Source organism: Pantoea hericii, assembly GCF_014155795.1.
GTDB classification, from domain to species: domain Bacteria; phylum Pseudomonadota; class Gammaproteobacteria; order Enterobacterales; family Enterobacteriaceae; genus Pantoea; species Pantoea eucalypti.
In genome coordinates, this window is the sequence record NZ_SCKV01000003.1 from 234,664 (window position 1) to 260,555 (window position 25,892).

The 25,892-nt window shown below is 54.8% G+C and carries 24 protein-coding genes; 5 read left to right on the plus strand and 19 right to left on the minus strand.

The annotated features are described in order from the left end of the window. Positions 1–40: 40 nt before the first annotated feature. The 9 genes from ridA to argF (H7K52_RS08195) form a co-directional block, all read right to left on the minus strand. The gene (ridA, locus tag H7K52_RS08155; RefSeq protein ID WP_003851016.1) at positions 41–427 is read right to left on the minus strand and encodes a 2-iminobutanoate/2-iminopropanoate deaminase; all 387 of its coding nucleotides are present in this window, start codon (positions 425–427) and stop codon (positions 41–43) included. 72 nt (positions 428–499) lie between these two features. Continuing rightward, positions 500–964 carry an aspartate carbamoyltransferase regulatory subunit gene (gene pyrI, locus H7K52_RS08160; RefSeq protein WP_008925442.1) on the minus strand — a complete coding sequence of 155 codons (465 nt, stop codon included), beginning with the start codon at positions 962–964 and terminating at the stop codon, positions 500–502. An 11-nt stretch (positions 965–975) separates the two neighbouring features. Beyond that, positions 976–1,911 carry an aspartate carbamoyltransferase gene (gene pyrB, locus H7K52_RS08165; RefSeq protein WP_008925443.1) on the minus strand — a complete coding sequence of 312 codons (936 nt, stop codon included), beginning with the start codon at positions 1,909–1,911 and terminating at the stop codon, positions 976–978. 203 nt (positions 1,912–2,114) lie between these two features. Continuing rightward, the gene (locus H7K52_RS08170) at positions 2,115–2,648 is read right to left on the minus strand and encodes an arginine repressor (protein ID WP_003851014.1); all 534 of its coding nucleotides are present in this window, start codon (positions 2,646–2,648) and stop codon (positions 2,115–2,117) included. Positions 2,649–2,721: 73 nt separating this feature from the next. Next, a complete protein-coding gene (locus H7K52_RS08175; RefSeq protein ID WP_008925446.1) occupies positions 2,722–4,128 on the minus strand; it encodes a YfcC family protein in 1,407 nt (468 codons plus the stop codon). A 63-nt stretch (positions 4,129–4,191) separates the two neighbouring features. Next, a complete protein-coding gene (gene argF / locus H7K52_RS08180; protein WP_003851012.1) occupies positions 4,192–5,196 on the minus strand; it encodes an ornithine carbamoyltransferase in 1,005 nt (334 codons plus the stop codon). 12 nt (positions 5,197–5,208) lie between these two features. After that, complete coding sequence (gene arcC, locus H7K52_RS08185; RefSeq protein WP_003851011.1) at positions 5,209–6,132, minus strand: carbamate kinase; 924 nt, start codon at positions 6,130–6,132, stop codon at positions 5,209–5,211. 14 nt (positions 6,133–6,146) lie between these two features. Then, on the minus strand, positions 6,147–7,367 hold the full coding sequence (gene arcA / locus H7K52_RS08190) for an arginine deiminase (protein WP_078804825.1): 1,221 nt from the start codon (positions 7,365–7,367) through the stop codon (positions 6,147–6,149). Positions 7,368–7,995: 628 nt separating this feature from the next. Further along, positions 7,996–9,006, minus strand: a complete 1,011-nt coding sequence (gene argF, locus H7K52_RS08195; protein ID WP_105099509.1) for an ornithine carbamoyltransferase — start codon at positions 9,004–9,006, stop codon at positions 7,996–7,998. A gap of 160 nt (positions 9,007–9,166) precedes the next feature. Between argF (H7K52_RS08195) and rraB the strand changes: the two genes are divergently transcribed. Together rraB and miaE are read left to right on the plus strand one after the other, a co-directional pair. Then, positions 9,167–9,583, plus strand: a complete 417-nt coding sequence (gene rraB, locus H7K52_RS08200; protein ID WP_182629913.1) for a ribonuclease E inhibitor RraB — start codon at positions 9,167–9,169, stop codon at positions 9,581–9,583. Positions 9,584–9,639: 56 nt separating this feature from the next. Then, positions 9,640–10,401: a tRNA isopentenyl-2-thiomethyl-A-37 hydroxylase MiaE gene (miaE, locus tag H7K52_RS08205; RefSeq protein WP_039658912.1), complete on the plus strand. Its 762-nt coding sequence runs from the start codon at positions 9,640–9,642 to the stop codon at positions 10,399–10,401. Positions 10,402–10,436: 35 nt separating this feature from the next. Here miaE and H7K52_RS08210 read toward each other — a convergent pair whose 3' ends face one another. Then, positions 10,437–10,940 carry a GNAT family N-acetyltransferase gene (locus H7K52_RS08210; protein ID WP_105099510.1) on the minus strand — a complete coding sequence of 168 codons (504 nt, stop codon included), beginning with the start codon at positions 10,938–10,940 and terminating at the stop codon, positions 10,437–10,439. A 96-nt stretch (positions 10,941–11,036) separates the two neighbouring features. Here H7K52_RS08210 and H7K52_RS08215 point away from each other — a divergent pair, with 96 nt between their 5' ends. Continuing rightward, positions 11,037–12,251 (plus strand): hypothetical protein, encoded by a 1,215-nt coding sequence (locus tag H7K52_RS08215; RefSeq protein WP_105099511.1) that lies wholly within the window; start codon positions 11,037–11,039, stop codon positions 12,249–12,251. A 48-nt stretch (positions 12,252–12,299) separates the two neighbouring features. Here the strand turns inward: H7K52_RS08215 and H7K52_RS08220 are convergent, their stop codons facing one another. The 3 genes from H7K52_RS08220 to pepA form a co-directional block, all read right to left on the minus strand. After that, on the minus strand, positions 12,300–15,155 hold the full coding sequence (locus H7K52_RS08220) for a valine--tRNA ligase (protein WP_003850996.1): 2,856 nt from the start codon (positions 15,153–15,155) through the stop codon (positions 12,300–12,302). 5 nt (positions 15,156–15,160) lie between these two features. Continuing rightward, complete coding sequence (locus H7K52_RS08225; protein WP_008925453.1) at positions 15,161–15,619, minus strand: DNA polymerase III subunit chi; 459 nt, start codon at positions 15,617–15,619, stop codon at positions 15,161–15,163. Between the two features lie 65 nt (positions 15,620–15,684). After that, the gene (pepA, locus tag H7K52_RS08230; protein WP_010251654.1) at positions 15,685–17,196 is read right to left on the minus strand and encodes a leucyl aminopeptidase; all 1,512 of its coding nucleotides are present in this window, start codon (positions 17,194–17,196) and stop codon (positions 15,685–15,687) included. 268 nt (positions 17,197–17,464) lie between these two features. Between pepA and lptF the strand changes: the two genes are divergently transcribed. Then, a complete protein-coding gene (gene lptF / locus H7K52_RS08235) occupies positions 17,465–18,565 on the plus strand; it encodes an LPS export ABC transporter permease LptF (protein WP_033762289.1) in 1,101 nt (366 codons plus the stop codon). Further along, a complete protein-coding gene (gene lptG / locus H7K52_RS08240; RefSeq protein ID WP_033762287.1) occupies positions 18,565–19,641 on the plus strand; it encodes an LPS export ABC transporter permease LptG in 1,077 nt (358 codons plus the stop codon). Before lptF ends, lptG begins: the two co-directional genes overlap by 1 nt. Positions 19,642–19,745: 104 nt before the next feature. Here lptG and H7K52_RS08245 read toward each other — a convergent pair whose 3' ends face one another. The 6 genes from H7K52_RS08245 to H7K52_RS08270 form a co-directional block, all read right to left on the minus strand. Further along, on the minus strand, positions 19,746–20,855 hold the full coding sequence (locus tag H7K52_RS08245) for a M20 family metallopeptidase (protein WP_182629977.1): 1,110 nt from the start codon (positions 20,853–20,855) through the stop codon (positions 19,746–19,748). Then, a complete protein-coding gene (locus H7K52_RS08250; protein ID WP_008925457.1) occupies positions 20,852–21,610 on the minus strand; it encodes a glutamine amidotransferase in 759 nt (252 codons plus the stop codon). Before H7K52_RS08250 ends, H7K52_RS08245 begins: the two co-directional genes overlap by 4 nt. Before the next feature lie 12 nt (positions 21,611–21,622). Beyond that, a complete protein-coding gene (locus H7K52_RS08255) occupies positions 21,623–22,702 on the minus strand; it encodes a phosphotriesterase family protein (protein WP_008925458.1) in 1,080 nt (359 codons plus the stop codon). 3 nt (positions 22,703–22,705) lie between these two features. After that, complete coding sequence (locus tag H7K52_RS08260) at positions 22,706–23,707, minus strand: ABC transporter permease (RefSeq protein WP_164913091.1); 1,002 nt, start codon at positions 23,705–23,707, stop codon at positions 22,706–22,708. Between the two features lie 22 nt (positions 23,708–23,729). Continuing rightward, complete coding sequence (locus H7K52_RS08265; protein ID WP_003850984.1) at positions 23,730–24,476, minus strand: ATP-binding cassette domain-containing protein; 747 nt, start codon at positions 24,474–24,476, stop codon at positions 23,730–23,732. 375 nt (positions 24,477–24,851) lie between these two features. Continuing rightward, positions 24,852–25,874 carry a LacI family DNA-binding transcriptional regulator gene (locus H7K52_RS08270; protein ID WP_154926528.1) on the minus strand — a complete coding sequence of 341 codons (1,023 nt, stop codon included), beginning with the start codon at positions 25,872–25,874 and terminating at the stop codon, positions 24,852–24,854. Between the last annotated feature and the right edge of the window lie 18 nt (positions 25,875–25,892).

A 25,892-nucleotide genomic window follows, 5' to 3' on the forward strand; every position in this document is an offset into this window, starting at 1 on the left:
CGCCGCTCTCCGGCATCCCCGGAGAGCGGCGGCTTACGCTTTAGCGACGAATCGCAATCGCTTCGATTTCGATTTTCACATCTTTTGGCAGACGCGCCACTTCGACACAGGAACGCGCCGGGAAGTGAGCTTCATGCTCGGTGAAAAACGCTTCATAGGTCGCGTTGACCGTGGCGAAATCATTCAGGTCCTTTACGAACACCGTGGTCTTCACGATGTCGCCAACCTTCAGACCCGCAGCTTCAACAATCGCCTTCACATTTTCCAGTGACTGACGCGCCTGTGCGGCAATGTCATCCGCCACCTGGCCGGTCGCCGGATCAACCGGAATCTGACCGGAGGTCATGATCATGCTGCCCAGATCGACACCCTGAACATAGGGACCGATAGCGGCAGGGGCTTTTTCAGTACTGATTTCACGAGACATCATGGCTCCTTTGATTACGTCGTCAGGCGGCGATGCCGCCACTGTTGCCCATTATAAGGTCGGGCAGGGCGATTACCAGTGACCCAGCACCACATGGCGGGCGAACTCTTTCTCGCAATATTTGCACTTCAGATGCACATCGTCGGCGCGCTGCTTCACGGTAAAGCTGGAGAAGACCGGCTCACTGCGGCTGATACAGTTGCTGTTGGGGCAGGTCAGCACCCGTTCAACATGATCCGGCAGCGTCGGGGCGATCTTCGCCACCACTTCATAATCGTCGATGCGGTTAACCGTGGCATGGGGTGCATAGACCGCCAGCTGATTGACCTGATCGTCAGTGAGAAACGTATTTTCAATCTTAATCAGGTCTTTGCGGCCCATCTCACCCGACGGCAGATTCAGACCGATGGTAATGCGCTGATCGGTTTCGGTCAGCCGGAACAGGGAGAGCAGTTTAAAGCCAATCTGCGCCGGAATGTGGTCGATGACCGTGCCGCGTTTGATTGCTTCGACCTGCAATTTGTTGTCTTGCGTCATGGGAAATCTCCTTACAGGGCGAGTTCGCTGTTTAAAACCAGAGCCAGCAGAGCCTGGCGCGCATAGATGCCGTTACCCGCCTGCTGGAAATACCAGGCGTAAGGGGTTTTGTCGACATCGGTGGTGATCTCATCGATGCGCGGCAGCGGATGCAGCACTTTCATGTTGTCACGTGCCGTAGTGAGATCGGTGGCGCGCAGAATAAACTGCGCTTTTACGTTGGCATATTCTGACGGATCGAGCCGCTCTTTCTGCACCCGCGTCATGTAAAGAATATCAAGCTGCGGCATCACTTCTTCAAAGCTGTCGTGACGTGACCAGGCGATATTCTTCTCATCCAGCATGTCAGTGATATAAGCCGGCATTGCCAGCGCATCGGGCGCGATAAAGAAGAAGCGGTTACCATCAAACTTCGCCAGCGCCTGCGTCAGAGAGTGCACCGTGCGGCCATATTTCAGGTCACCGACCATCGCCACATTCAGCTGACCAAGACGGCCCTGGGTCTCCTGAATGGTGAAGAGATCGAGCAGGGTCTGGGTCGGATGCTGGTTCGCGCCGTCACCGGCGTTGAGAATCGGAATGCCGCCAGAGAACTCCGTTGCCAGCCGCGCCGCGCCTTCCTGCGGATGACGCATCACAATCGCATCAACGTAGGTGCTGATCACGGAAATGGTATCGGCCAGGGTTTCGCCTTTCTTGCCCAGCGAGGTATTACTGCCGTCAGCAAAGCCTACCGCTGATGCGCCAAGGCGATGAATCGCGGTCTCAAACGACAGGCGGGTACGGGTCGAGGCTTCAAAGAAGCAACTGGCAATAACCTTGTGCTTCAGCAGTTCCGGCTGCGGATGGGCTTTCAGCCTGGCGGCGGTGTCCAGGGCCAGTTCCAGCTCTTCACGACTGAGGTCGTTGATTGAAATGATGTGCTTGCGATATAGCGGGTTAGGCATAGCTCTCTCCTCTGCGCGGCCGGATTGCGGACAAAAAAAAACCCCTCAATGAGGGGCTTTTTTTAAGATCGGTGACGCCAGGTAAGGAAAAACGACACTGCCCGCCTGCGGTGAGGCGCGTCTGGGCGACAATGTCAGCGGTGTTTAACAACATACTTCCTCCCGGCAAATCGCCGCAAAGTATACGCGGTTCCGCAGTGACTTCAAGACGTGATCCCGCTTCTTGTTGACATATCGGACCACGTTTCCTCATCTGCAGGGGGATTTAACAGTCTGAGGATCCGGCGATGCAACTGACGGGTTTGCTGCGTGTTACGTGGGGCAATCCAGATACTGTTGTTGGTGGCAACAATACCCAGTATCCCCGGCAGTTCGCCGTGTTCAATCACCCGGGCTATCGCACGGGCATATCCTGCAACCACATGAACTATAACAAAATTATCGTTAAAATCAGCGTCGATCACCATCGCGCAAAGCGGGCTGATTGCATCGGGTTTCGCCTGCGTTAACGGGTTTAAAGCGTAGATTCTCTCTCCTCTGGCATTGGCTATTTTAATCACGTCCAGCAAGGTTATCAGCTTTGAGATCGTTGACTGACTGATATCAGGCCAGCCACGCTGCTGGAAGGCCAGCCTGATCTCCTGCTGACTGTGAAAGCTGTGGTTGGCGATAAGCTGGCGGCAAAGTGCCAGCTGCTGCTGTTCTCTCTCTAATGTTGCCCTGGATTTTTTTACCATCGCATTATTTTACGCTGTGGTGGGTGGGGAATAAGGCCGTAGTGAATCAATAAAGTTTTTATTAATTATGAGGTTATAATGCTGCCCCGAGGCCAATTACCGCCATCAGCAGCACGAAGAGGATCAGCAGCAGCGGGGCGATCCATTTCACCCAGCGCACGTAGGGCACGCGAGCAATCGCCAGGCCGCCCATCACCACGGCGGAAGTGGGGGTGATCAGATTAACCAACCCGGAAGCTGACTGATAGGCCGTCACGACCAGATCCCGGTTGATACTGGCGAAATCGGCCAGCGGGGCGAGGATCGGCATGGTTAACACTGCCAACCCGGAAGAGGAAGGTACCAGAAATGATAAGATCACCTCGAGGAGGAACATCACGCTGATAAAAGCGACGGATGAGAGGCCGGTGACAATCTCTTCAGCAGCATGCAGAACGGTATGGGTAATCATCCCGTTATCCATGACCACCACGATGCCGCGGGCGATACCAATAATCAGTGCCACCCCCAACAGATCTCGCGCACCGTCGATAAAGGTGGTGGTCAGCTCTTTCTCGCTCATCCGGGCAATCAGTCCAATCATAATCGCAGCCACCAGAAACACGCCGGAGATTTGCGCCATCCACCACCCCTGCACGGAGACGCCATAAATCATGATGGCAAAGGCTAAAGCAAACAGCAGCAGGATCACTTTACGCACCGGCGTGAAGGCCAGCATGTTGCCGCTGGGTTGATTACGCAGGAAAAACGATCGGTGTTCTTCCTGCAGATCTGCCACAATCGACCTGGCTGGATCTTTACGGATACCGATCGCATAGCGCATCACCCAGGCGACGCAGATCAGCCAGCCGAGCAACAGAATGATCAGACGCAGCCCGATCCCGGCGGTAAATGGGATCCCCGCAGCATTGGAGGCTATTACGGTAGCAAAGGGATTGATCGTCGATCCCAGGGTGCCGATTCCGGCTCCCAGCATTACTACAGCAGCGGCAACCACCGAGTCGAAACGGGCGGTAAGCATCACCGGCACTAGCAGAGAATAGAAAGGTAGCGACTCTTCGGCCATGCCATAAATGGTGCCGCCTGCGGCAAACAGCGCCATCAGTATCGGGATCATCCACTCTTCTTTGCCCCGCAGGCGCTGCGTCACCCGCTCAATACCGGCATCAATTGCCCCGGTTTTGGTCACCACGCCAAGAAACCCGCCAATCACCAGAATAAATAGCGCGACATCAATCGCCCCGGCCTGGTCGGTCTTGTGATTATAAAAACCGTCGCCTGGGGCCAGTACTATTGCCACCAGCCCCTGTGGTTGCGGGGCCGTTGGCTGCCAGGTTCCGGCAATGGGCACCTCTTTATTCAGGGCCGGGTTCATCTCCATCCGGTATTGCCCGGCAGGAATAACCCAGGTCAGGCCAGCCACCAGGGCAATCAGCACCAGCAAAATGGTATAGGCCGAAGGAAAGCTGAATTTATGCATAACGTCTTATCCTTTGTCGTCAGCCAGCCGCCCCCGCACCAGGTACGGCGGCGGCTGAGGGAGTTAACTGCCCAGAGTCGCCACCATCACCGCTTTGATGGTGTGCATACGATTTTCCGCTTGGTCAAAAACAATCGAATGAGAGGATTCGAACACGTCATCGGTGACCTCCAGCCCCTTCAGCCCGTAAGCCATTTCGATTTCGCGACCTGTTTGTGTCTGCTCATTGTGGAAAGCAGGCAGGCAGTGCATAAATTTCACCTGCGGGCTTTGCGTGGCCTTCAGTACGGCAGCATTCACCTGATAAGGGGTCATCAGCGCCACTCGCTCGGCCCAGGCGTCCTTGCTCTCTCCCATTGAGACCCACACATCGGTGTAGAGGAAATCCACACCTGCCACGCCTTCTGCCACATCCTCAGTCAGTACGATCCTTGCGCCGCTCTCCTTCGCCAGCTCGCGACATTGCGCAACCAGCTCTTCCTCCGGCCAGAAGGACCGTGGGGCTACCAGGCGAATATCCATCCCCATCTTCGCAGCCCCCACCATCAGGGAATTTCCCATATTGTTGCGGGCGTCGCCGAGATAGGCAAAGGCGATTTGATGCAGCTGTTTGCCCGGCGCGTGTTCCAGCATGGTCATCAGATCGGCCAGGATTTGCGTGGGGTGAAATTCGTTGGTCAGGCCGTTCCAGACCGGCACGCCGGCAAAGGCGGCTAGCTCCTCGACGATTTGCTGCCCAAAGCCGCGGTACTCAATACCGTCATACATCCTGCCCAGCACACGGGCGGTATCTTTCATCGACTCTTTATGGCCAATCTGCGAGCCGCTGGGGCCGAGATAGGTCACCTTAGCGCCCTGATCGAAGGCCGCCACCTCGAATGCGCAACGAGTACGGGTGGAAGTCTTCTCAAAAATCAGCGCGATATTTTTCCCAATCAGCTTCTGCTCCTCGTGGCCGCTGTATTTGGCTTTTTTAAGCGAGAAGGAAAGATCAATCAGGAACTGAATCTCTGTGCGGCTGAAATCAAGCAGCTTGAGAAAATGGCGGTTATGTAATGAAACAGGCATGATTTTTTCCTTTTATTTTGTTGAATGGGTGGCAATAAGGGTGCCTTTATGGCCCCGGAGAATCTCTGTGGCATCGGCGAGAGAGCCAATCCCGGCTATCCCTGCGCGTTGTGTCACAAACTCACAGGCGGCGGCGATTTTCGGACCCATCGATCCGGCATCAAACGGAATACCCAGCAAGTCGGCAGGCGTCACGTGATGCAATGCGCGGCAGTCAGCTTTTCCCCAGTTGAGGTACACGGCATCCGCATCGGTGAGGATCAGCAGAGCATCGGCGGAAAGTTGGGTCGCCAGCAGTGCGCTTGAGAGATCTTTATCAATAACGGCTTCGGCTCCGTGGCGCTGGCCTTGCTGGTTCCGGATCACCGGAATGCCGCCGCCGCCATTGCAGATCACCAGATGTCCCAACTCCGTCAGCGCGAGGATCGCTTCGTGCTCTACGATGTGAACTGGCAGGGGAGAAGGCACCACCCGGCGGACGTACTCGCCATCGGCTTTCATCGTCCAGCCCTGTTCTTTCGCCAGTTGCCTGGCCTGCTGAGGGGAATAAACCGGGCCGATATATTTGGTTGGGTTGAGGAAGGCGGGATCGCTGACAGCGATTTCGACCTGGGTAAGCAGCATACTGATTTGGACATCCGGCAGATGGTTTTGCAGCGCCTGCTGCAGCAGATAGCCGATCATTCCCTGGGTCTCGGCCACAAGAATATCCAGTGGATAGGGGGCTGCCGCATCGCAGGCACTGTTCTGCAGAGCCAGTAAGCCCACCTGTGGCCCGTTGCCGTGTACCAGAATCACCCGCCATTCAGCGGTGAGGGCGGCAATGGCTTCTGCCGCCTGTTCGATATTTCTGCGCTGAACATCGGCTTCCAACGGCTCGCCCCGCTTTAGCAGGGCATTGCCGCCCAGCGCGACTACCAGTAAAGGTTTTTTCATTGCTCTCTCCCTGTTCAAAGGTCGTCACGTTCCAGCGGACAACTCATACAGCGTGCGCCGCCGCGACCTCTGCCCAGCTCGTTGCCGGGAATCGGCAGCACCGTGATGCCTGCTTTGTCATATTTTTCATTGGTATAGGTATTACGCTCGTAGCCAATTACCACGCCAGGACGCACAGTCAGCACGTTGTTGGCATCGTTCCACTGCTCGCGTTCGGCTTCAAAGCGGTCGCCTCCGGTGGTGATCAGGCACAGCTGGTCGAGATGGAGTGCCTGCTCAATAGCCTGCATAAAACTGCTCTCTTCTTTGCGGTTCAGGCCACCGCGTCCGTTGCTGGTCAGGGTCCAGCAGCGGGTTTGCTGATCGATGACCTCCGGGTAGACGGAGAAAATACTATGGTCGAGCTGGGTCATCACGGTATCGAGATGCATACAGGCGCGGTGTTTTGGCAGCTCGATGGCAATCACCCTGCTGGCCTGTTTATGCTGAAAGAGCGAACAGGCGAGGAACTCGATGCCGCAGGAGGTAGTGCGTTCCGACATGCCAATCATTACCGTGCCATTGCCCAGAACCAGCACGTCGCCGCCTTCCAGTGTGGCATGCTCATAATTGGTGGTTTCATCGCCGAAATATTTAATAAAGTCGCCGTGGGAAAATGCGGGGTGCCAGCGATAAATCGCCCGCAGGTTATTGGTTTCCCGCTGGCGGGCGGTTTTCGCCATCGGATTGATTGAGACGCCGTTGTAGATCCAGCAAGAGGTGTCGCGGGTAAAAAGATGGTTGGGGAGAGGCACCATGATGAAATCATCCGGCGAATGCAGATCGATGGCCATATTGCTGAAAGCCGCTGGAATTTCACCGTAGGTCAGGCCGCCAGAGAGGTAGCGCGCTAGCTGGCGATGGTCGACATCTGCCAACCAGCCGCGGATATCGGCAGCGAAAGAGGGGCCGAGGTTATAATCTGAAACCTGATTATCCAGCAGCCAGGCTTTCGCCTGGGGAATGCCGAGCGTTTCAGCCAGCAGATCGGTAAAAAGCAGTACTTCAACACCCTGCTGACGCAGTGTTTTAGAGAACACGTCGTGTTCTTCTCCGGCTTTCTCTACCGAAAGCACGTCGTCAAACAGCAGCGACTGACAGTTGGAAGGTGTTAATCTTTTCAGGCTTAAATTGGGGCGGTGCAGCATCACGGATCGCAGCTGCCCAATCTCAGATCCGACATAATGTCTGTTCATCTTCAGTTCCCTACGTTTTAAGCAATAGTGGGCCCGGGTGAATATTTCTTTTCACCTTGTTTGACCCGCTTAGCGATTAAGTTTCGGGGGGATAATAAGCGTTGATGAAATGCTGAACGTGATTTTTATCACGTTACAAACAGTAGGGTGAAGGAATCTCAATGAAGTTGATAAACGTCATCAATAACAGATTTAAGTTTTATGCGTGAGTGAATATTTAAGGGTTATTGATGCCTTATTTTAAGGTGCATTCCCTTTTTAGAGCCGTTTTTGCCTTTTTTATTCATCTTATGTATATGAATTTAATAGGATTTATTCTTGATTTGAATTTTTATATTTTATGACTGAGTAAATATTTTTAATTAAATGATGAAAGTAAAATGGATATTCAATCGCGTTATGGGTAAACAGAAATCTATTCCTGTGACCCTCTCGTGGTTTTAATTTTTTTAAGTCGTGGTTCAAAGAGTTAAAAATAAAACCGAAGCGGGTAAGTCGGGAATATGTTCAGGTGATGAATAATTATTTTGAAATGAATTCAGCAGAAGTGGGGGGGCGGAGATAATTATTTCGGATCAGAAACTGGGAGGTTACTGTGGGCCAGCCAGGCTGACCCACAGTTCTGCCGTTAATGTTGGTCCGAGAGCGTGGCGACCATCACGGCTTTAATGGTGTGCATCCGATTCTCAGCCTGGTCGAACACAATGCTGTGCGGCGACTCAAACACCTCGTTGCTCACTTCCATGCCGTTGGGCAGATCGTACTGCTCGGCCATCTGCTGACCCAGCGTGGTCTGATCATCGTGGAAAGCGGGCAGGCAGTGCAGGAATTTAACCTGCGGATTGCCGGTCAGATCGAGCATCGCACGGTTAACCTGGTAGTCACGCAGCAGGGCAATACGCTCGGCCCAGACTTCTTTGGCTTCGCCCATCGACACCCAGACGTCGGTGTAGATAAAGTCAGCGCCTTTCACACCGTCGGCAATATGTTCGGTAAGGGTGATTTTACCCCCGGTCTGCTGCGCGGCGTGACGGCACTGCGCCACCAGTTCGTCCTCTGGCCAGCAGCTTTTCGGTGCCACCAGACGCAGATCCAGACCCACCTGTGCCGCCGCTTCCAGCATAGTGTTACCCATGTTGTTGCGCGCATCGCCCACATAAACCAGCGTCATCTCACTGAGCTTTTTGCCCGGCAGATGTTCCTGCATGGTCAGCAGATCAGCCAGCAACTGGGTCGGGTGAAACTCGGTAGTCAGACCGTTCCACACCGGCACGCCCGCATGTTCCGCCAGCGTCTCCACCAGCGCCTGACCGTAGCCGCGATACTGAATACCATCGTACATGCGTCCCAGCACCCTTGCAGTGTCGCGCATCGACTCTTTATGGCCGATCTGACTGCCGCTCGGGCCCAGATAAGTGACGTTTGCACCCTGATCGTAAGCGGCAACTTCGAAAGAGCATCGTGTACGGGTCGAGTCTTTTTCGAAGATGAGCGCGATGTTTTTACCTTTCAGATACTGCGCTTCGCTGGCGCTTTTTTTCGCCTGTTTTAATTCAGCGGAAAGGGACAGCAGATGATCAATTTCGGCGGGGGTAAAATCCAGAAGTCTGAGGAAATGGCGCTGATACAGCTGACTCATACAACACTCCGGTAAGCATTAAAATGAATTAAAATTCAATTTAACCGTATGAATATTCATTTTCAAGTGTGAGCTGAATAAACTTTTCGTTTTGTGTAGTGGCGCGACAGGCAGTGTGGGAAAATAATTGATTATTGCCGAACTCAGAGAGGACATTGTCATGGCATATGAAGCATTACTGGAAGAGCAGCAGGAAGAGACGCGGCAGGTTATTGAAGAGCTGCTGGAGGATGGCAGCGATCCTGATGCGCTCTATACCATCGAGCATCATCTCTCATGCAATAATTTTGATTCACTGGAAAAAGCCGCGGTTGACGCCTTCAAGCTGGGTTATGAAGTGACCGAGCCGGAAGAGCTGGAGCTGGAAGATGGCACCACGGTGATGTGTGTCGATATTATCAGCGAATCTGCACTGAAGCCGGAGCTGATTGATGCGCAGGTTGAACAGCTGGTGAACCTGATTGGCAAGTACAACGTCGATTATGACGGCTGGGGCACCTATTTCGAAGATCCCGATGCCGAAGACGAAGATGACGACGCCATCGAAGATGAAGATGATAATGGTATTCGCCACTAAGTAGCCGGGGCGGAGAGTTCTCCGCCTGTCACCTCTGCCACACCTGTTTTGACATCATGAACTACGCACCGTTACTTGAACCGATCTATCAGTTTCTGCACTGCCGCACGCCACAGGCCTGGATTGATGAGGCGCGCAAACCAGAAAATCTGACTCTGCTGTTAACCGACCATCTGGTGTGCGAACTGAAAGCCGCGCAGACTGCGGTGTGGTTGATCCGCAAATATGTCGCCGACAAACCCAGCGGCGACGCTATTCTGGCGTGGCTGAAGCCCTATGAAGATTTTATCTTCCGCGAAGATGGCGACAGCGACTTTATCAATGCCCATAAAAACCTGACGAAACGCATCATCGTGCGCAATGCGCTGCCCTGGGCGGATGAGCTGGTGGAGAAGATGGTGTTGCTGATTAAAGAGGAGCTGCATCACTTCTATCAGGTGTGGGAAATTATGCAGTCGCGCGGGCTGGTCTATCAGAAGATCACCTCCAGCCGCTACGCCAAATCGCTGCTGCGTGAAGTGACGACGCATGAGCCGGAAACCCTGGTGGATAAGCTGATTTGTGGCGCTTACATTGAGGCGCGCTCCTGCGAGCGCTTCGCCAGTCTGGCACCCTATCTTGATGACGAACTGGCAAAGTTCTATCTGTCGCTGCTGCGCTCAGAGGCGCGGCACTATCAGGATTATTTAACGCTGGCGGCGCAGATTGCCACTAAAGACATTACGCCACGCGTGCAGGCGATTGGGATAACAGAAGGGCGGTTAATCAGCGAACCTGACACCGAATTACGCTTTCACAGCGGCGTTCCGGCGTTCTGAACCAATCCTGGCAGCGGGGCTGGCAGCCCCGATTGTCATAGCTGTTTAAGCATCCGCACTTCGCAGTCGACATGGCCGGTACAACCCATCGCGCTATCGATATGCTCAAAGCCCAGCGACTCATAGAGTTTAATGGCCCGCGTCAGGCTGGCGGTGGTTTCCAGATAGCAACGACGGAAGCCGTGGCCGCGTGCATGCTCCATCGCCCTCAGCGCCAGTTCGCGCGCCAGACCCTGCCCGCGCACCTCCGGCAGAAAGTACATCTTTTGCAACTCGCAGATATCGGGCGCGCTGCAGGCGAGAGGCGCAACACCGCCGCCACCGACCACCTTGCCCTGATATTCAATAATCCAGTAGGCGCTCTGGTCGGCACTGTAGAGCTCAAACAGGTGATCCAGCTGGGGATCGGAGACGGTGTAGCCCTTGTCAGCCGTCAGGCCGAACTCCGCAGAAACGTCGCGAATCACCTGGGCAATATGCGGATTATCGGCGACAGTAATCGGCCGTATTATGAATGAGGGCTGGGTTTCAGGGGTCATGGCAAAATAGCGTGGTTAAAATCGGTTAGACATTCACCAGAAATAGCATTATCGTCAGGGAAAAGCAATATTGATTGACGTGCATGGAGGCATTAAGTGATTTTCTCTCGATTTTTTAAAATCATCAAAGAGCTATTTCCTCTTTTTATTATCGCAGGTTTTATTAACGTATGGGGCTATTTAAAATGGATAGGCAGACTGGATGTTTTTCCGCTTATTATTAATAATGTGTCTGGCGTAATTGCTGTGTTAATTACTTCACTACTTTTCTTTAGTGTCTTTTCTATGACGCTACTCCTGCCTTCTGGATTTTGCACACTTTCAGGCACGCTGAGTAAGAAGAAAACAAAACTAAAAATCAGATATAATGAGGGATGCTGTGCAATTAGCGCGCTGACCGCGATATTGGTTGCTTTTTTTGCACTTCTCTTTTTGGATAAATTATCTATCTGGTGGGTTGCAGGAGCGGCAGCTATCATCGCCTTTCTATTACATGTTTATGTTAATAACAAGTTCAATGGGCACAGACAACAGCATCGTCGTTTCCTGATAGCGCGTAGTAAAAGAATAAGAAGTTGCTCTGCGCCTCTGACGCCAAAAATCAGGTGGCGATTCATTTGGGAAAAGATAAAAGCGAGTAAGGCGTTTATTAATTTAATTTACACCCTATTTGCATTAACGGTCGCTCTTTTTTCCGTTTTGCCGCTTAGGTTTCTGGTGCAAGGAAATATCTATTTCACACATGAGAAACCGTGGGTGCAATATTTTATTGTAGTCGCAATTTATATTCTTCTTTTTATGCCGTCTTTACTTTCTCTTTTGACGAATAAGGTCAAAGCTCAGCATGGTTTTAAAGCTGTCATGGCTTTCTTTCCGGCGCTGGTAATTGCCATTTTCTGGCTATTTTCCGTTCAGCTTATACAGATTAATCAACGCGCGATTGAAATCGTCGGCATGGCTTCCTGGCATGATCAGGTTTTTGCTTTTAAAACGGAGAGCTTTCCAGCCTATTATTTCCCCCAGAATATTTGGGGAGTAAATAATATGAGGGGCACAGAACGCATGATAGTAGGGATCAAGGCTTTTTCAAACGGTGAAACGTATCTGATCTGCCCAAAACAGTTGGGCGCATTGAGGGAGATCGCATTAAAAAATAATGCCTTCACCTGGCAGGTCGATGAAAAAGCCAAAGCAGAACTTGTCGAAATGAGTCAGTACTGTTTGCTAGCGAAGAGCGATCAGGTCCGGTCTGGTGCCGCGATTAGCGCACTCTTTAGGTCGTTACCCTACACGTTACATTTTTATCCATAAAAAAACCCCGCGCCAGCGCGCAGGGTTTTTTTCAGAGCAATGAATTAATCAGAGCGCCGCAATGACCGCCTGCTGTTCAATCAGTTTTGCTTTTGATTGTTGCAGGTCTGCCACGCGTTCGCGCTCTTTCGCAACGACCGCTTCCGGCGCGCGTGAAACAAAGCCTTCGTTCGCCAGCTTGGTCTCGATCTTCTCAATCTCCACATCCAGCTTAACCAGCTCTTTCGCCAGACGCTCCAGCTCAGCGGTTTTATCCACCAGATCCGCCATCGGGATCAGCAGCTCTGCGCCTTCAACCAGTTTGGTCACCGACACCGGGCCTTTCTCGCCCGCAGGCAGAATGGTCAGGCTTTCCAGACGCGCCAGGCGCGACAGGAAGTTGCGGTTAGCTTCAACGCGACGCAGCGCAGCAGGCGAGCAGTCACGCAGCAGCACATCCAGTGGCTTGCTCAGCGCGATGTTCATCTCGGCACGGATATTACGCACCGCGACGATCGCCTGCTTCATCCACTCAATGTCCGCTTTCGCTTCGGCATCTTCTTTCGACGCATCGTAGTGCGGGAAAGGCTGCAGCATAATGGTGTCGTCGCTGATATTTTTCAGTCCCTTCACGCGCTGCCAGATGGTTTCAGTGATAAACGGAATGATCGGATGCGCCAGGCGCAGCAGCGCTTCCAGCACGTGAACCAGCGTATGGCGGGTGCCACGCAATTCAGATTCACTGCCGCTGTTCATCACCGGCTTGGTCAGCTCCAGATACCAGTCGCAGAACTGGTTCCAGGTGAAGTCATACAGCAGGTTAGCCGCGATATCGAAACGGTAGCTATCCAGCGCTTCACGGTAGGCTTTCACGGTGTTGTTGAACTCGGTCAGAATCCAGCGATCCGCCAGCGACAGCGTCATATCGCCGCCGTTCTGTCCGCAATCCTGGTCCTCGGTGTTCATCAGCACAAAGCGGCTGGCGTTCCACAGCTTGTTACAGAAGTTGCGATACCCTTCCAGGCGCTTCATGTCCCAGTTGATGTCGCGACCGGTTGAGGCCAGTGCTGCCAGCGTGAAACGCAGCGCATCGGTGCCTGATGGCTCGATGCCGTCCGGGAACTGCTTCTCGGTACGTTTGCGGATCTTCTCAGCCAGCTGTGGCTGCATCATGTTGCCGGTGCGTTTTTCCAGCAGCGCTTCCAGCGAAATGCCGTCGACCATATCCAGTGGGTCAATCACGTTGCCCTTGGATTTCGACATCTTCTGACCTTCTTCATCACGGATCAGACCGGTCATGTAGACGGTTTTAAACGGCACCTGCGGTTTGCCGTTTTCATCTTTAATGAAGTGCATGGTCAGCATGATCATGCGGGCAATCCAGAAGAAGATGATGTCGAAGCCGCTGACCAGCACGCTGGTCGGATGGAAGGTACGCAGCGCTTCGGTGTTTTCCGGCCAGCCCAGGGTGGAGAAGGTCCACAAACCGGATGAGAACCAGGTATCCAGCACGTCGTCATCCTGACGCAGCGCCACATCGGCGGCCAGGTTGTTCTCAGCGCGGACTTCCTCTTCGGTACGGCCAACGTAGACGTTACCGTTGTCGTCATACCACGCCGGGATGCGGTGACCCCACCAGAGCTGACGGGAAATACACCAGTCCTGAATATCACGCATCCAGGAGAAGTACATGTTTTCATACTGCTTCGGCACGAACTGGATGTCGCCATTCTCAACGGCTTCAACCGCCACTTTCGCCAGCGGTGCGGTACGCACATACCACTGGTCGGTCAGCATCGGCTCGATAACCACACCGCCACGGTCGCCGTAAGGTACGGTCAGGTCGTGCGGTTTGATCTCTTCAAGCAGACCCAGTTCATCGACGGCGGCGACAATCGCTTTACGCGCGGCAAAGCGCTCCATGTGCTGGAAAGCAGCCGGGATCTCATCGGAACAGGCATCGCTGGCTTCGCCGTTGGTGTCATACACCTGAGCGCGGTCGCGGATATCACCGTCGAAGGTCAGAATGTTGATCATTGGCAGTTTGTGACGACGACCGACTTCGTAGTCGTTGAAGTCATGCGCCGGGGTGATCTTGACGCAGCCGGTGCCTTTTTCCATGTCGGCATGTTCATCGCCCACGATCGGAATCAGACGACCCACCAGCGGCAGCATTACAAATTTGCCGATCAGATCTTTATAACGTGGATCTTCCGGGTTAACCGCCACGCCGGTATCGCCCAGCAGGGTTTCCGGACGGGTAGTGGCGACCACCAGGTAATCTTTGCCGTCAGCGGTTTTTGCGCCGTCAGCCAGCGGATAGCGGATATGCCACATTGAGCCTTTGCTCTCGCGGTTTTCCACTTCCAGATCGGAGATCGCCGTGCGCAGCTTAGGATCCCAGTTTACCAGGCGCTTGCCACGGTAGATCAGGTTCTCTTTATAGAGGCGAACAAACACTTCTTTAACGGCATTGGAGAGGCCATCGTCCATGGTGAAGCGCTCGCGCTCCCAGTCGACGGAGTTACCCAGACGGCGCATCTGACGGGTAATGGTGCCGCCAGATTCTGCTTTCCACTGCCAGATTTTGTCGATGAATGCATCGCGGCCATAGTCCTGGCGCGTTTTGCCTTCTTCAGCCGCAATTTTGCGCTCAACCACCATCTGCGTGGCGATGCCCGCGTGGTCAGTACCGGCCTGCCACAGGGTATTTTTCCCCTGCATGCGCTGGTAACGGATCATGGTGTCCATGATGGTTTGCTGGAAGGCGTGACCCATGTGCAAGCTACCGGTGACGTTCGGCGGCGGGATCATGATGCAAAAGCTTTCCTGGCTGGTATCGCCATTCGGTTTGAAGTAGCCCTGCTTTTCCCAATGCTCGTAAAGCGGCTGCTCGATATCTTGCGGGTTATATGTCTTTTCCATTTCTGCTATGTCGTTTGCGGCTGTGGTGGCGCTGCCGTATTCAATTGGAATCCAACGCTGCGATACGCTTTATAGCGGTCGCGCGCCAGTTGTTTGAGAGCGTCTTCGTAAGGAACGAAGTCTATCACTTCATGGAAAGCAGTAGCAAAATCTGCGAAGTGGGGCAGCAGGCTAATCAGCAGGTCGCGCTGTGAACTGCCGCGACGCTGGGGCCAGGCCAGTTCGACCGGCGCACCGTAGCGCGGGCCTTCGCCTGCCAGGTTGTGCGGCACAAAGGCATTTGCTGGCCGTTGCCACAGCGCTTCATCAAGACGAATGGCTTGCTGCTCATCTTCGCAGGCGATCAACACCCGCTTTCCGGCCCGCCAGCGTGTTTCCGCCAGATTGCACACCAGCGCTTCAACGGCGCTAAGGCCATCGCTCGTTGCATCGGTTTCCAGCACGTAGAAGGTTGCGTTTTTCATCGGTTTGCTCATCAGAAGATCAAGGGCGGAATCAGATCCGCCCTTGCTGTCAGAAAAGAGGGCGCTTAGTCGTCGCCGTTCAATCCTGCCCGATTCAACAGAAACTGCGACAGCATCGGCACCGGTCGTCCGGTGGCGCCTTTGGCTTTACCGGAGCGCCAGGCGGTGCCGGCGATATCCAGGTGCGCCCAGTTATATTTGCGGGCGAAACGTGCCAGGAAGCAGGCGGCGGTAATCGCGCCACCAGGACGGCCACCAATGTTCGCCATATCGGCAAAGTTGGACTCCAGCTGCTCCTGAAACTCATCCGCCATCGGCAGACGCCAGGCGCGATCGCCCGACTGCTCCGAAGCGCTAATCAGCTCATGTGCCAGCGGATTGTGGTTCGACAGCAGGCCGCTGATGTGATGACCCAGCGCAATCACGCAGGCGCCGGTCAGTGTCGCCACGTCAATCACCACTTCCGGGTCGAAACGTTCGACATAGGTCAGCGCATCGCACAGGACCAGTCGGCCTTCGGCGTCGGTATTCAGCACTTCAACGGTCTGGCCAGACATGGTGGTCAGCACATCGCCCGGACGCATTGAACGTCCGTCCGGCATGTTTTCACAGCCCGCCAGCACGCCGACCACGTTCAGTGGGAGATTCAGCTCGGCCACCATACGCATCACACCATAGACGGCGGCTGCGCCGCACATGTCATACTTCATTTCGTCCATGCTGTCGGCAGGCTTGATGGAGATGCCGCCGGAGTCAAAGGTCAGCCCTTTGCCTACCAGCACAATCGGCCGCGCTTCCGCATCCGGATTGCCTTTGTATTCAATCACCGACATCAGCGATTCGTTTTGTGAACCGGCACCGACCGCAAGATAGGCGTTCATGCCCAGCTCTTTCATCTGCTGTTCGCCGATCACGCGGGTCGTGACATTTTTACTGAAAGCGTCCGCCAGCTGACGTGCCTGTGACGCCAGATAAGCGGCGTTACAGATATTGGGTGGCATGTTGCCGAGATCTTTCGCTGCTTTCATACCGGCTGCAACCGCTAAGCCATGCTGGATTGCGCGTTCGCCGCTGGTCAGTTCACGGCGGGTCGGCACGTTAAACACCAGTTTGCGCAGCGGACGACGCGGCTCTGCTTTGTTACTTTTCAGCTGGTCAAAGTTGTAGAGTGCCTCTTTAGAGGTCTCCACCGCCTGACGCACTTTCCAGTAAGTATTGCGGCCTTTGACATGCAACTCGGTCAGGAAGCAGACCGCTTCCATTGAGCCGGTATCGTTCAGCGTATTAATGGTTTTTTGAATGACTTGCTTGTACTGGCGTTCATCCAGCTCACGCTCTTTACCGCAGCCAATCAGCAGAATACGCTCTGACAGGATATTTGGCACATGATGCAGCAGCAGTGTCTGGCCCACTTTTCCTTCCAGCTCGCCGCGGCGCAGCAGGGCGCTGATATAGCCGTCGCTGATTTTATCCAGCTGCTCGGCAATCGGTGACAGACGACGCGGTTCGAAAACGCCAACGACAATGCAGGCACTGCGTTGTTTTTCCGGGCTTCCGCTTTTTACACTGAACTCCATGCACTCTCCTGAATCTTAAAGACAACGGCCGCTGCTGCCGCTAGAATGTAGCGCGCTCATGACCCATTTATTCATTGTCGCAGCATGACATTCTGCCGCTGGAGGTCATAATGAATCAGGGTGACAAGATGTTGTTTTTTCACCACCCGGACGCGTTTTTCATACAAATTTAGCTACGGCGACGGCCATTGATGAAGAAAAATGGCTGATAAGCGTTGAAACTAGCGATTTTCCTGCAAAAAGACAAGTTTTCACAGGCGTACTAAGCGTGATCATCATTAGATATCTGGTTCGGGAAACGCTCAAAAGCCAGCTGGCTATCCTGTTTATCCTGTTACTCATCTTCTTTTGTCAGAAGTTAGTCAGGATCCTGGGTGCCGCGGTGGATGGCGAAGTGCCGACAAACCTCGTTCTGACATTGTTAGGACTCGGTGTGCCTCAAATGGCACAACTTATACTGCCCTTAAGTCTGTTTCTGGCAATTCTGATGACGCTGGGGCGTCTCTACACGGAAAGTGAAATTACCGTGATGCACGCCTGCGGCCTGAGTAAAGCCGTCCTGGTGAAAGCCGCGATGATATTGATGCTGTTCACCTCCGTGGTGGCAGCGGTTAATGTCATCTGGCTGGGACCATGGTCATCCCGTTATCAGGATGAGGTGACACAGAACGCCAAAGCCAATCCGGGTGCGGCAGCCATGGCCGCCGGACAGTTCCAGACCTCCGGCGACGGCAGCGCCGTGCTGTTTGTCGAGAATGTGAAGGGCAACAACTTTGGTAACGTGTTCCTGGCGCAGTTACGGCCAAAAGGCAACGCGCGCCCTTCGGTGGTGCTGGCTGACAGCGGCCACATGGAACAGCGTAAAGATGGCTCGCAGGTGGTGACGCTGGATAAAGGCACCCGCTTTGAGGGCACCGCACTGCTGCGTGATTTCCGTATTACCGACTTCACCAACTATCAGGCGATTGTGGGCTATAAAGCGGCAACGCTTGACCCTAACGATTCAGAGCAGGCGAGCCTGAGCGACCTGGTCGCGAATAAAACACCTGATTTCCAGGCTGAGCTGCACTGGCGTCTGACGCTGGTGTTCGCGGTGCTGGTGATGGCGCTGATGGTCGTGCCGCTCAGTGTGGTGAATCCACGTCAGGGGCGCGTGCTGTCAATGCTGCCTGCGATGCTGCTCTATCTGATCTTCTTCCTGCTGCAGAGCTCGCTTAAATCGAGCGGGGCGAAAGGGCGGCTCGATCCGGCGCTCTGGATGTGGGTAGTGAATATCAGCTATCTGGTGCTGGCGGTGCTCCTTAACCTGTGGGATACGGTGCCGATGCGTCGGATTCGCGCCCGCTTTACCCGCGGAGGGTCGGTCTGATGTTTCGCGTACTTGACCGCTATATTGGTAAAACCATCTTCAATACCATCATGCTGACGCTGTTCATGCTGGTGTCGCTTTCCGGCATCATCAAGTTCGTGGACCAGCTGCGTAAAACCGGCCAGGGCAGCTACAGCGCGCTGAGCGCCGGTTATTACACTCTGCTGAGCGTGCCTAAAGATATTGAGATTTTCTTCCCGATGGCGGCGCTGCTGGGTGCGCTGCTGGGACTGGGCGCGCTGGCGCAGCGCAGTGAGCTGGTAGTGATGCAGGCGGCGGGCTTTACCCGTATGCAGGTGGCGCTGTCAGTCATGAAAACGGCGATTCCGCTGGTGCTGCTGACCATGGCGATTGGCGAGTTTGTCGCGCCGTCGGGCGAGCAGATGGCACGTAACTACCGGGCGCAGCAGCTTTACGGTGGTGCACTGGTCTCGACGCAGAATGGTCTGTGGGCGAAAGATGGCAATAGCTTCATCTATATTGAACGCATTAAAGGCGACAACGAAATTGATGGCGTCAGCATCTACAATTTCAATGACCAGCGTCGTCTGCAGAGTGTACGTTACGCGGCGACGGCCACATGGGACAAAGACAAAAAACGCTGGTTGCTCTCCCAGGTCGATGAGTCGAACCTCACCGATCCAAAGCAGATTACCGGTTCACAGAGCCTGACTGGCGAATGGAAAACCAATCTGACGCCAGATAAGCTGGGTGTCGTCGCGCTGGATCCAGACGCATTATCGATTCGCGGTCTCCATAGCTACAGTAAATATCTGAAGCAGAGTGGTCAGGAAGCGGGAAGATATGAGCTGAATATGTGGAGCAAAATCTTCCAGCCGCTGTCCGTCGCGGTGATGATGCTGATGGCGCTGTCATTTATCTTTGGTCCGCTGCGCAGCGTGTCGATGGGTGTGCGTGTCGTCACCGGTATCAGCTTTGGCTTCCTGTTCTACGTGCTGGACCAGATTTTCGGCCCGCTAAGCCTGGTTTACGGCTTGCCGCCGATTCTGGGCGCGATTCTGCCGAGCTTTGCGTTCTTCGCGATCAGTATGTTTATGTTGATTAAGCGGCGCTAACAGTCAGCCGCAAAAAGGCCGCCTCTCAGGGCGGCCTTTTTCATGGCACGCACCCTGTGCCATTTCAGTCATCCCGCAGTGTCATAAATCCCTTTATTAATGCATCAACGCATCCAGTCGTTTATCACTGCACCATACAGCGTTTCCGCTTCTGCTAACCGGGTCAGCAGGCAATACTCATCGGTCTGATGTGCCATTGAGGGCTCGCCGGGACCCAGGATAATACAGGGCGGCGTGCCCAGCGCGGGCAGCAGTAATGATGCATCGGTAAAGTAGGGCACAATGCGCGGTGTCAGCGGGGCGTCATGTAATGCCTGACAGTGCTGATAAACCGACTGAATCCAGGCCTGATTCTCTTCGCTCAACACCGCTGGCAGATCCACCAGCGTCGTCACCGTGACGCTCTCTCCCAGTAATGTTGTCAATTGCTGACGAATTGCTGCGTGATGCAGATTGGGCGCGCTACGGATATCCACGTCAAACTGCGTACGATCGGGCACGGAATTAATGTTCAGACCGCCGGCAATGCGTCCGACGTTAATGGTTGGCTGCTTCATCAGCGGATGAGGTGCGCCGGGTGAGAAGTGCTGAATCTTGCCCAGTGCCTCCGCCGCCAGATAAATGGCATTAATACCCAGCTCAGGCATCGCGCCGTGCGCTGTTTTGCCCCGGGTTTCACAGCGTAGCCAGAGTGCGCCTTTGTGGCCGATAACCGGATAGTTGCTGGTAGGCTCGCCGACAATCAATGCGCCAACCTCGGGCAGGTCGGTGGTATCAATCAGCGCTCGCGCGCCGTCGCACCCCGTCTCTTCCCCGCCTGTGATCAACAGGACAACACCCGACCCTTGCTGAATTGCCTGCTGGTGCGTCACGCAGGCGACGGCAAAGGCCGCGACGGCGGCCTTCATGTCACTCGATCCCCGCCCATATAGCCTGTCGCCCACAACTTCCCCAAACGGATCGTACTGCCAGTCGGCGTTGCCGAGAGGAACCGTATCCAGATGGCCGGTAAACGCTAACTTCGGTCCAGGCAGGCTGCCAGGCAGGCTGGCAATCAGGTTCAGGCGGTTTTCACCGAAGGTCGACAGGGTGACGTCGAAGCCACGCTGCGTCAGCCAGTCTGCCAGGAACTGCATGCAGGCTGCTTCATTGCCCGGGGGATTAATGGTGTCAAAACGCAGCAGTTGCTGCGCCAGTATCAGGCTCTGGCTCATTCGCCACGCACCGTTAACCAGTCCAGACAGTTGATCCACAGCTGGCGATAACCCGGCCACTGTGCAAATTCCTGCGGCAGCCAGTGTGCCGACATATCACTGGTCCAGACCAGTGAACGGCCCTGCTGATATTCGCGCACCGCCAGCAGCGGATGTTCCGTGCCGGCAATGGTCGCCAGCAGTTTGCCTTCAGGGTGCATTTCCACTTCGTTATAACCCAGTAACCATGGCCATTCGTTGGGGATATCACTAAACAGCGGGTGAGATTCCGTGACGCTGGGATAAGCCCCTTCTGGCGTTTCAATGCGGTCATCCCAGGCCAGGCAGCGCACTGGCAAGACTTTCTCCACGGCCGTGTTGCGATAGCGCGCACCGCCATTGATACCCTGAAAACTAAAGTAGCCGCCAATCATCATCAGTGCGCCGCCTGCGGCCACATAGTCGTGGATCAGTGTCAGGCGGTTCGCTGTGCGCTGGCTCTTTAGCCAGGTATCCGGGTGCAGCAGCAACGTATTCGCACCGATGTCGGACAGAATGATCGCGTCCCACTGCGAAAGCCCATCAGGCGTAAGTGGAAACTCGGTGGCGGCAGCATGAGCGGGCATATAGGTGATGGCATAATCACTGTCGGCCAGCGCTGCCATAAAGTCGGTTGCGCCATTATGCCAGGTGGCAGTGGCAAACTGATCGAAGCCTTTGACGTGAACGGACGTGCTGGTCCAGGACTCGCCGACCAGTAAAATTTTCTTCTGCATGACGGTTCTCCCTTACCCACCAAAAACGCGCTGTGGGTTAGCAATCAGTAAGGTTTCAAGTTGTTCGCCGCTGACGCCGTGGCGTTTCAGGCGCGGAACAAAATGTTTAAGGATATAGCCATAGCCGTGACCGCCGTAGCGGGTCAGCATGGTTTTCAGGAACACGTCCTGCGACAACAACACCTGTTCAATAAAGCCGTCATCAATCAGCTCGCGAATGGCGCGGGCATTCTCCTCATCGGACGGCGACTGCGCAGATTCATCGGCGTAGTAATAACTCATGCCGATCATGTCGTACTCCAGGAAGGCTCCGCGCTCTGCAAGCTCGCGCTGGTAACGCTTATCCGCAAAGCTGGGGTTCATATGGCACAGCACGACATGGCGCAGGTCAGCCCCTTCTTCTTCAAGAATATCCAGTACACGATGACCCAGACGCTCCCAGCCGGGCAGATGCACCTCAATCGGCACATTTGTCGCAGCGCTGGCGCGGCCTGCAGCCCGCAGGGATTTCTCTTCATTGGGGGTAAAGCGGCTGGAGACGCCGATCTCACCAATAAGACCTGCCAGCACGTCGGGTTTATCTTCTCTGCCGCCCAGGTCGTAAATCAGCTTGTCGGTCAGGGCTTCAATGCTGATCGTTTTCATCCAGTCAGGATGTGACGGTTCCAGATACAGCCCGGTGCTCATGATGATATTCAGCCCGGTCAGGCGCGCGATCCGCTGCAGGGCTTTGGGATCGCGGCCAATGCCGATATTCGTGGGATCCACCACCGTATCGCCGCCCAGCGCCCGGAACTTCATCAGCTCTTCAATCGCCAAATCCACATCAAACAGCTGACAGTTGTCGCGGCTGATAAGCGGGTTGAGTGACAGTTCGCCCAGGTTTTCAATGCTGACCGGCATTTCCGCCAGATGACGATCGCCGCAGCAGCAGGGCGGCACCCATTTGCCTGAGGCATCCAGCAGGATATGTTCGTGCATCAGCGTTACGCCCATTTCACTCACCGGCAATGGGCCGAGCACGGTCATCACATAGCCGCTACTGATACCCAGTGGCAGCGGATCGGGATGGCGAAAAATAGAATGTTTCATGCGCTATCCTTTCGCCGCCGACCGCGTCGGGTTGAGAATGCGGGTGTTCAGCCAGATGGCCAGCAGAATAATCGTACCGGTGGCGATCTGCGTATAAAACGGGGAGATATGCGACAAAATCAGGCCGTTCTGGATGATGGCAATCGACAGCGCGCCTAACAGCGTGCCAACAACGGTGCCGAAGCCGCCGAACAGGCTGGTACTGCCCAGCACCACCGCAGCGATGACCTGCAGCTCAAAGCCTTCGCCCTGGTTAGAAGAGCCGCTGCCCAGGCGAGCAGTGATGATCATGCCCGCCAGCGCCGCCGCCATACCGCTGATAATGTAGACTTTCATGGTGACGGCTTTGGTATTAATCCCGCTACGGCGCGCACCTTCTGCATTTGCGCCAATGGCCGTGACATAGCGACCAAAACGCATATGGTTCAGCACGATATGGCCGACCACCAGCACCACGATGCCAATCAGCGCAGGCATCGGCACACCCAGCACCCATGCGCGTCCCATAAAGGCGAACAGGCTATCAGCGGGGATGGGAATGGAGTAACCCTGAGTGATCAGCAGCGCCACGCCGCGCACCACCGCCAGCGTCGCCAGCGTGACGATAAAGGCAGGAATGCCTTCATAGGCGATAAAAAAGCCGTTGATAGCACCGACCAGCGCACCCAGCAGCAGGCCGCCCAGCAAGACCACCGGCCAGGGCAGGCCCCAGTTATTCAGGGCGATAGCGGACAAGGCGCCGACAAGGGCCAGTGTTGACCCCACGGAAAGATCGATCCCACCCGTGGTGATCACCAGCGTCATTGCCGTGGCGACGATCAGTAATGGCGCACTCTGACGGATGATATTCAGCCAGTTAGCGCTACTGAGAAAGTTGCCGGTGATCAGGGAAAACACCACGCAGCAGAATACGAAAAACAGCGCGATGCTGACTACGCCAGAGTGGTTATGCAGAAGGCGACGCGGCAGCGAGTGCTGTGCCATACGGGAACTGCTCAGATTCATAATAGTCATCCTGTTACCTCGCTCAGTGCGCTGCGGCCGAGCGGGCGACAAATTTTTCACCCACGATCAAATTGACGATCTCAGTCAGGTCCGTATCGGCCACCCGGCGTTCCGCCACGTTGGTGCCCTCGTACATCACCATGATGCGATCGCAGACCAGGAACAGATCCTGCAGGCGATGCGTGATCAGGATGACGCTCACGCCACGTGCTGACACCCGGCGGATCAACTCCAGTACCGCCTCCACTTCGGCGACGGCCAGCGCGGCGGTAGGTTCATCCATGATCAGCACTTTGGGATCGAAAGCGGCCGCGCGCGCAATGGCAATCGCCTGGCGCTGCCCGCCGGATAAATTGCGCACCAGCAGCCGGGTGTCCGGGATAGAAATCCCCAGCCCTTTCAGCATCTCCCGTGCATCAGCGTGCATTTTCTCTTCATCCAGAAACGGAATGCCGAGAATGGACTTCATCGGCTCACGTCCCATAAACAGGTTGCCTGCCACATCGACGGTATCGCACAGCGACAGGTCCTGATAAACCATCTCGATATGGCAGCGGCGAGAATCCGCCGGGTTACTGAAATGCTGGTCCTCACCATCAATACGAATCGTACCGCTGGTTGGCACGACAGCCCCTGACAGCACCTTGGTCAGGGTCGATTTGCCCGCGCCGTTGTCGCCCACCAGCCCCAGCACTTCACCTTTAGCCAGTTGCAGGTTTACGCCGCGAAGCGACCGTATCGCGCCGTAGGTCTTGGTAATATTCACCATCTCTACCCGTGTCTGGGCAGTTTGTGCTTGCTGCATGTGATTACTCCCATCACCGCTAACAGGACTGTCAATCTGCATGTAAAAGGGGTTATCCGGCACGGTTTACACCCTTGTAAACCGGTTTACCTGCAGGATAAAACCTTTGTCTCAACACACAGAACAACACGCTACAACGATATTTGTTTGCCAGGTACGACATTGCAGCTTCCGTGCCAGCCTGTGAACAGGCGCTACACTCGCGGTCTAACTAACTGTAATAAAATGCATTTAACATTTTACTTTAGGTAAACCGGTTTACTTACTATAAACCTGAGAAATTAAAAAGCTCATTATTTGCGCCAAAGCTGTGCGCTTTTGCGCCATTCTGGGACGTTGTTAACAAATTTGGATCGAGTCACGCGCCACCCACTCTACCGGCAGGCGGGTTTCGGCGGGGATCGACAGGTCATCATTCAGAATACGCAACATAATCTCTACCGCCGTGCGGCCCAGCTCCCGTGCCGGCTGGCGGATGGTTGAAATACGGGGTTGGGTGAAGTCGGCATAGGTCGCGTCATCAAAGCCAACCAGCGACAGCGCTTCGGGTGCTTTGAGTCCGCGCGCGCGCAGGCCATCCATCAATCCCAGCACGAGAAAATCACTGGCAGCAAAGACGGCGGTAGGGCGCTCAGCGCAGCTAAACAGCCGTTCCAGCGCCTGTTTACCGAACTCGCGCTGGTATTCGCCATACATCACCCATTCAGGCAGGACATGCAGGCCAGCCTGCTCCATGGCGGTGCAAAAGCCCTGGTAGCGTTCACGCACACTCATCAGTTCATCCGGACCGCCGACAAAGGCAATGTGCCGGTGACCTGCGGCGATCAGGTTTTCGGTAGCAATCCGGCCTCCCTGAACGTTGTCGGCAAAGACCTTAGGCACCACGCTACCCGGAATATCTTCATCCAGCAGCACGATGCGCTGGTGGCGGTTAATTTCTTTACGTAACAGGCCGTTATCAGGATGGTTGGTGGTAAACAGCAGGCCGTCCACCTGGCAGGTATCCAGCCAGCGGATAAACTGACTCTCTTTGCCAGGGTGGTTTCGGGTAATGCAGAGCACCAGGCTGTAGCCATGGGCAGAGGCGGCTTCTTCGGCGGCATCCGCCAGTTCGGCAAAGAAGGGGTTGGTAATATCGGGTAACACCAGCCCCAGGGTTTCACTGCCGCCCTTGCTCAGGCGACGAGCCAGGCTATTACCGCGATAATCCAGCTGGCGAATCGCCGCTTCAATGCGGTCGATCGTCTCCTGCGGCAGGATAATGCTTTGATTCATATAGCGGGAAACGGTCGCTTTTGACAGTCCGGCCAGCGCTGCAACATCGGATAACAGCACCCGTTTTTTACTCATATCATCTGCCATCTTGCCCGGAATCGGCTA

Excerpts from the sequence above, each read along its gene's own strand:
- ridA (WP_003851016.1), bottom strand. The coding sequence starts at position 427 with ATGTCTCGTGAAATCAGTACTGAAAAAGCCCCTGCCGCTATCGGTCCC.
- pyrI (WP_008925442.1), bottom strand. The coding sequence starts at position 964 with ATGACGCAAGACAACAAATTGCAGGTCGAAGCAATCAAACGCGGCACG.
- pyrB (WP_008925443.1), bottom strand. The coding sequence starts at position 1,911 with ATGCCTAACCCGCTATATCGCAAGCACATCATTTCAATCAACGACCTC.
- H7K52_RS08170 (WP_003851014.1), bottom strand. The coding sequence starts at position 2,648 with ATGGTAAAAAAATCCAGGGCAACATTAGAGAGAGAACAGCAGCAGCTG.
- H7K52_RS08175 (WP_008925446.1), bottom strand. The coding sequence starts at position 4,128 with ATGCATAAATTCAGCTTTCCTTCGGCCTATACCATTTTGCTGGTGCTG.
- argF (WP_003851012.1), bottom strand. The coding sequence starts at position 5,196 with ATGCCTGTTTCATTACATAACCGCCATTTTCTCAAGCTGCTTGATTTC.
- arcC (WP_003851011.1), bottom strand. The coding sequence starts at position 6,132 with ATGAAAAAACCTTTACTGGTAGTCGCGCTGGGCGGCAATGCCCTGCTA.
- arcA (WP_078804825.1), bottom strand. The coding sequence starts at position 7,367 with ATGAACAGACATTATGTCGGATCTGAGATTGGGCAGCTGCGATCCGTG.
- argF (WP_105099509.1), bottom strand. The coding sequence starts at position 9,006 with ATGAGTCAGCTGTATCAGCGCCATTTCCTCAGACTTCTGGATTTTACC.
- rraB (WP_182629913.1), top strand. The coding sequence starts at position 9,167 with ATGGCATATGAAGCATTACTGGAAGAGCAGCAGGAAGAGACGCGGCAG.
- miaE (WP_039658912.1), top strand. The coding sequence starts at position 9,640 with ATGAACTACGCACCGTTACTTGAACCGATCTATCAGTTTCTGCACTGC.
- H7K52_RS08210 (WP_105099510.1), bottom strand. The coding sequence starts at position 10,940 with ATGACCCCTGAAACCCAGCCCTCATTCATAATACGGCCGATTACTGTC.
- H7K52_RS08220 (WP_003850996.1), bottom strand. The coding sequence starts at position 15,155 with ATGGAAAAGACATATAACCCGCAAGATATCGAGCAGCCGCTTTACGAG.
- H7K52_RS08225 (WP_008925453.1), bottom strand. The coding sequence starts at position 15,619 with ATGAAAAACGCAACCTTCTACGTGCTGGAAACCGATGCAACGAGCGAT.
- pepA (WP_010251654.1), bottom strand. The coding sequence starts at position 17,196 with ATGGAGTTCAGTGTAAAAAGCGGAAGCCCGGAAAAACAACGCAGTGCC.
- lptG (WP_033762287.1), top strand. The coding sequence starts at position 18,565 with ATGTTTCGCGTACTTGACCGCTATATTGGTAAAACCATCTTCAATACC.
- H7K52_RS08245 (WP_182629977.1), bottom strand. The coding sequence starts at position 20,855 with ATGAGCCAGAGCCTGATACTGGCGCAGCAACTGCTGCGTTTTGACACC.
- H7K52_RS08250 (WP_008925457.1), bottom strand. The coding sequence starts at position 21,610 with ATGCAGAAGAAAATTTTACTGGTCGGCGAGTCCTGGACCAGCACGTCC.
- H7K52_RS08255 (WP_008925458.1), bottom strand. The coding sequence starts at position 22,702 with ATGAAACATTCTATTTTTCGCCATCCCGATCCGCTGCCACTGGGTATC.
- H7K52_RS08260 (WP_164913091.1), bottom strand. The coding sequence starts at position 23,707 with ATGAATCTGAGCAGTTCCCGTATGGCACAGCACTCGCTGCCGCGTCGC.
- H7K52_RS08265 (WP_003850984.1), bottom strand. The coding sequence starts at position 24,476 with ATGGTGAATATTACCAAGACCTACGGCGCGATACGGTCGCTTCGCGGC.
- H7K52_RS08270 (WP_154926528.1), bottom strand. The coding sequence starts at position 25,874 with ATGGCAGATGATATGAGTAAAAAACGGGTGCTGTTATCCGATGTTGCA.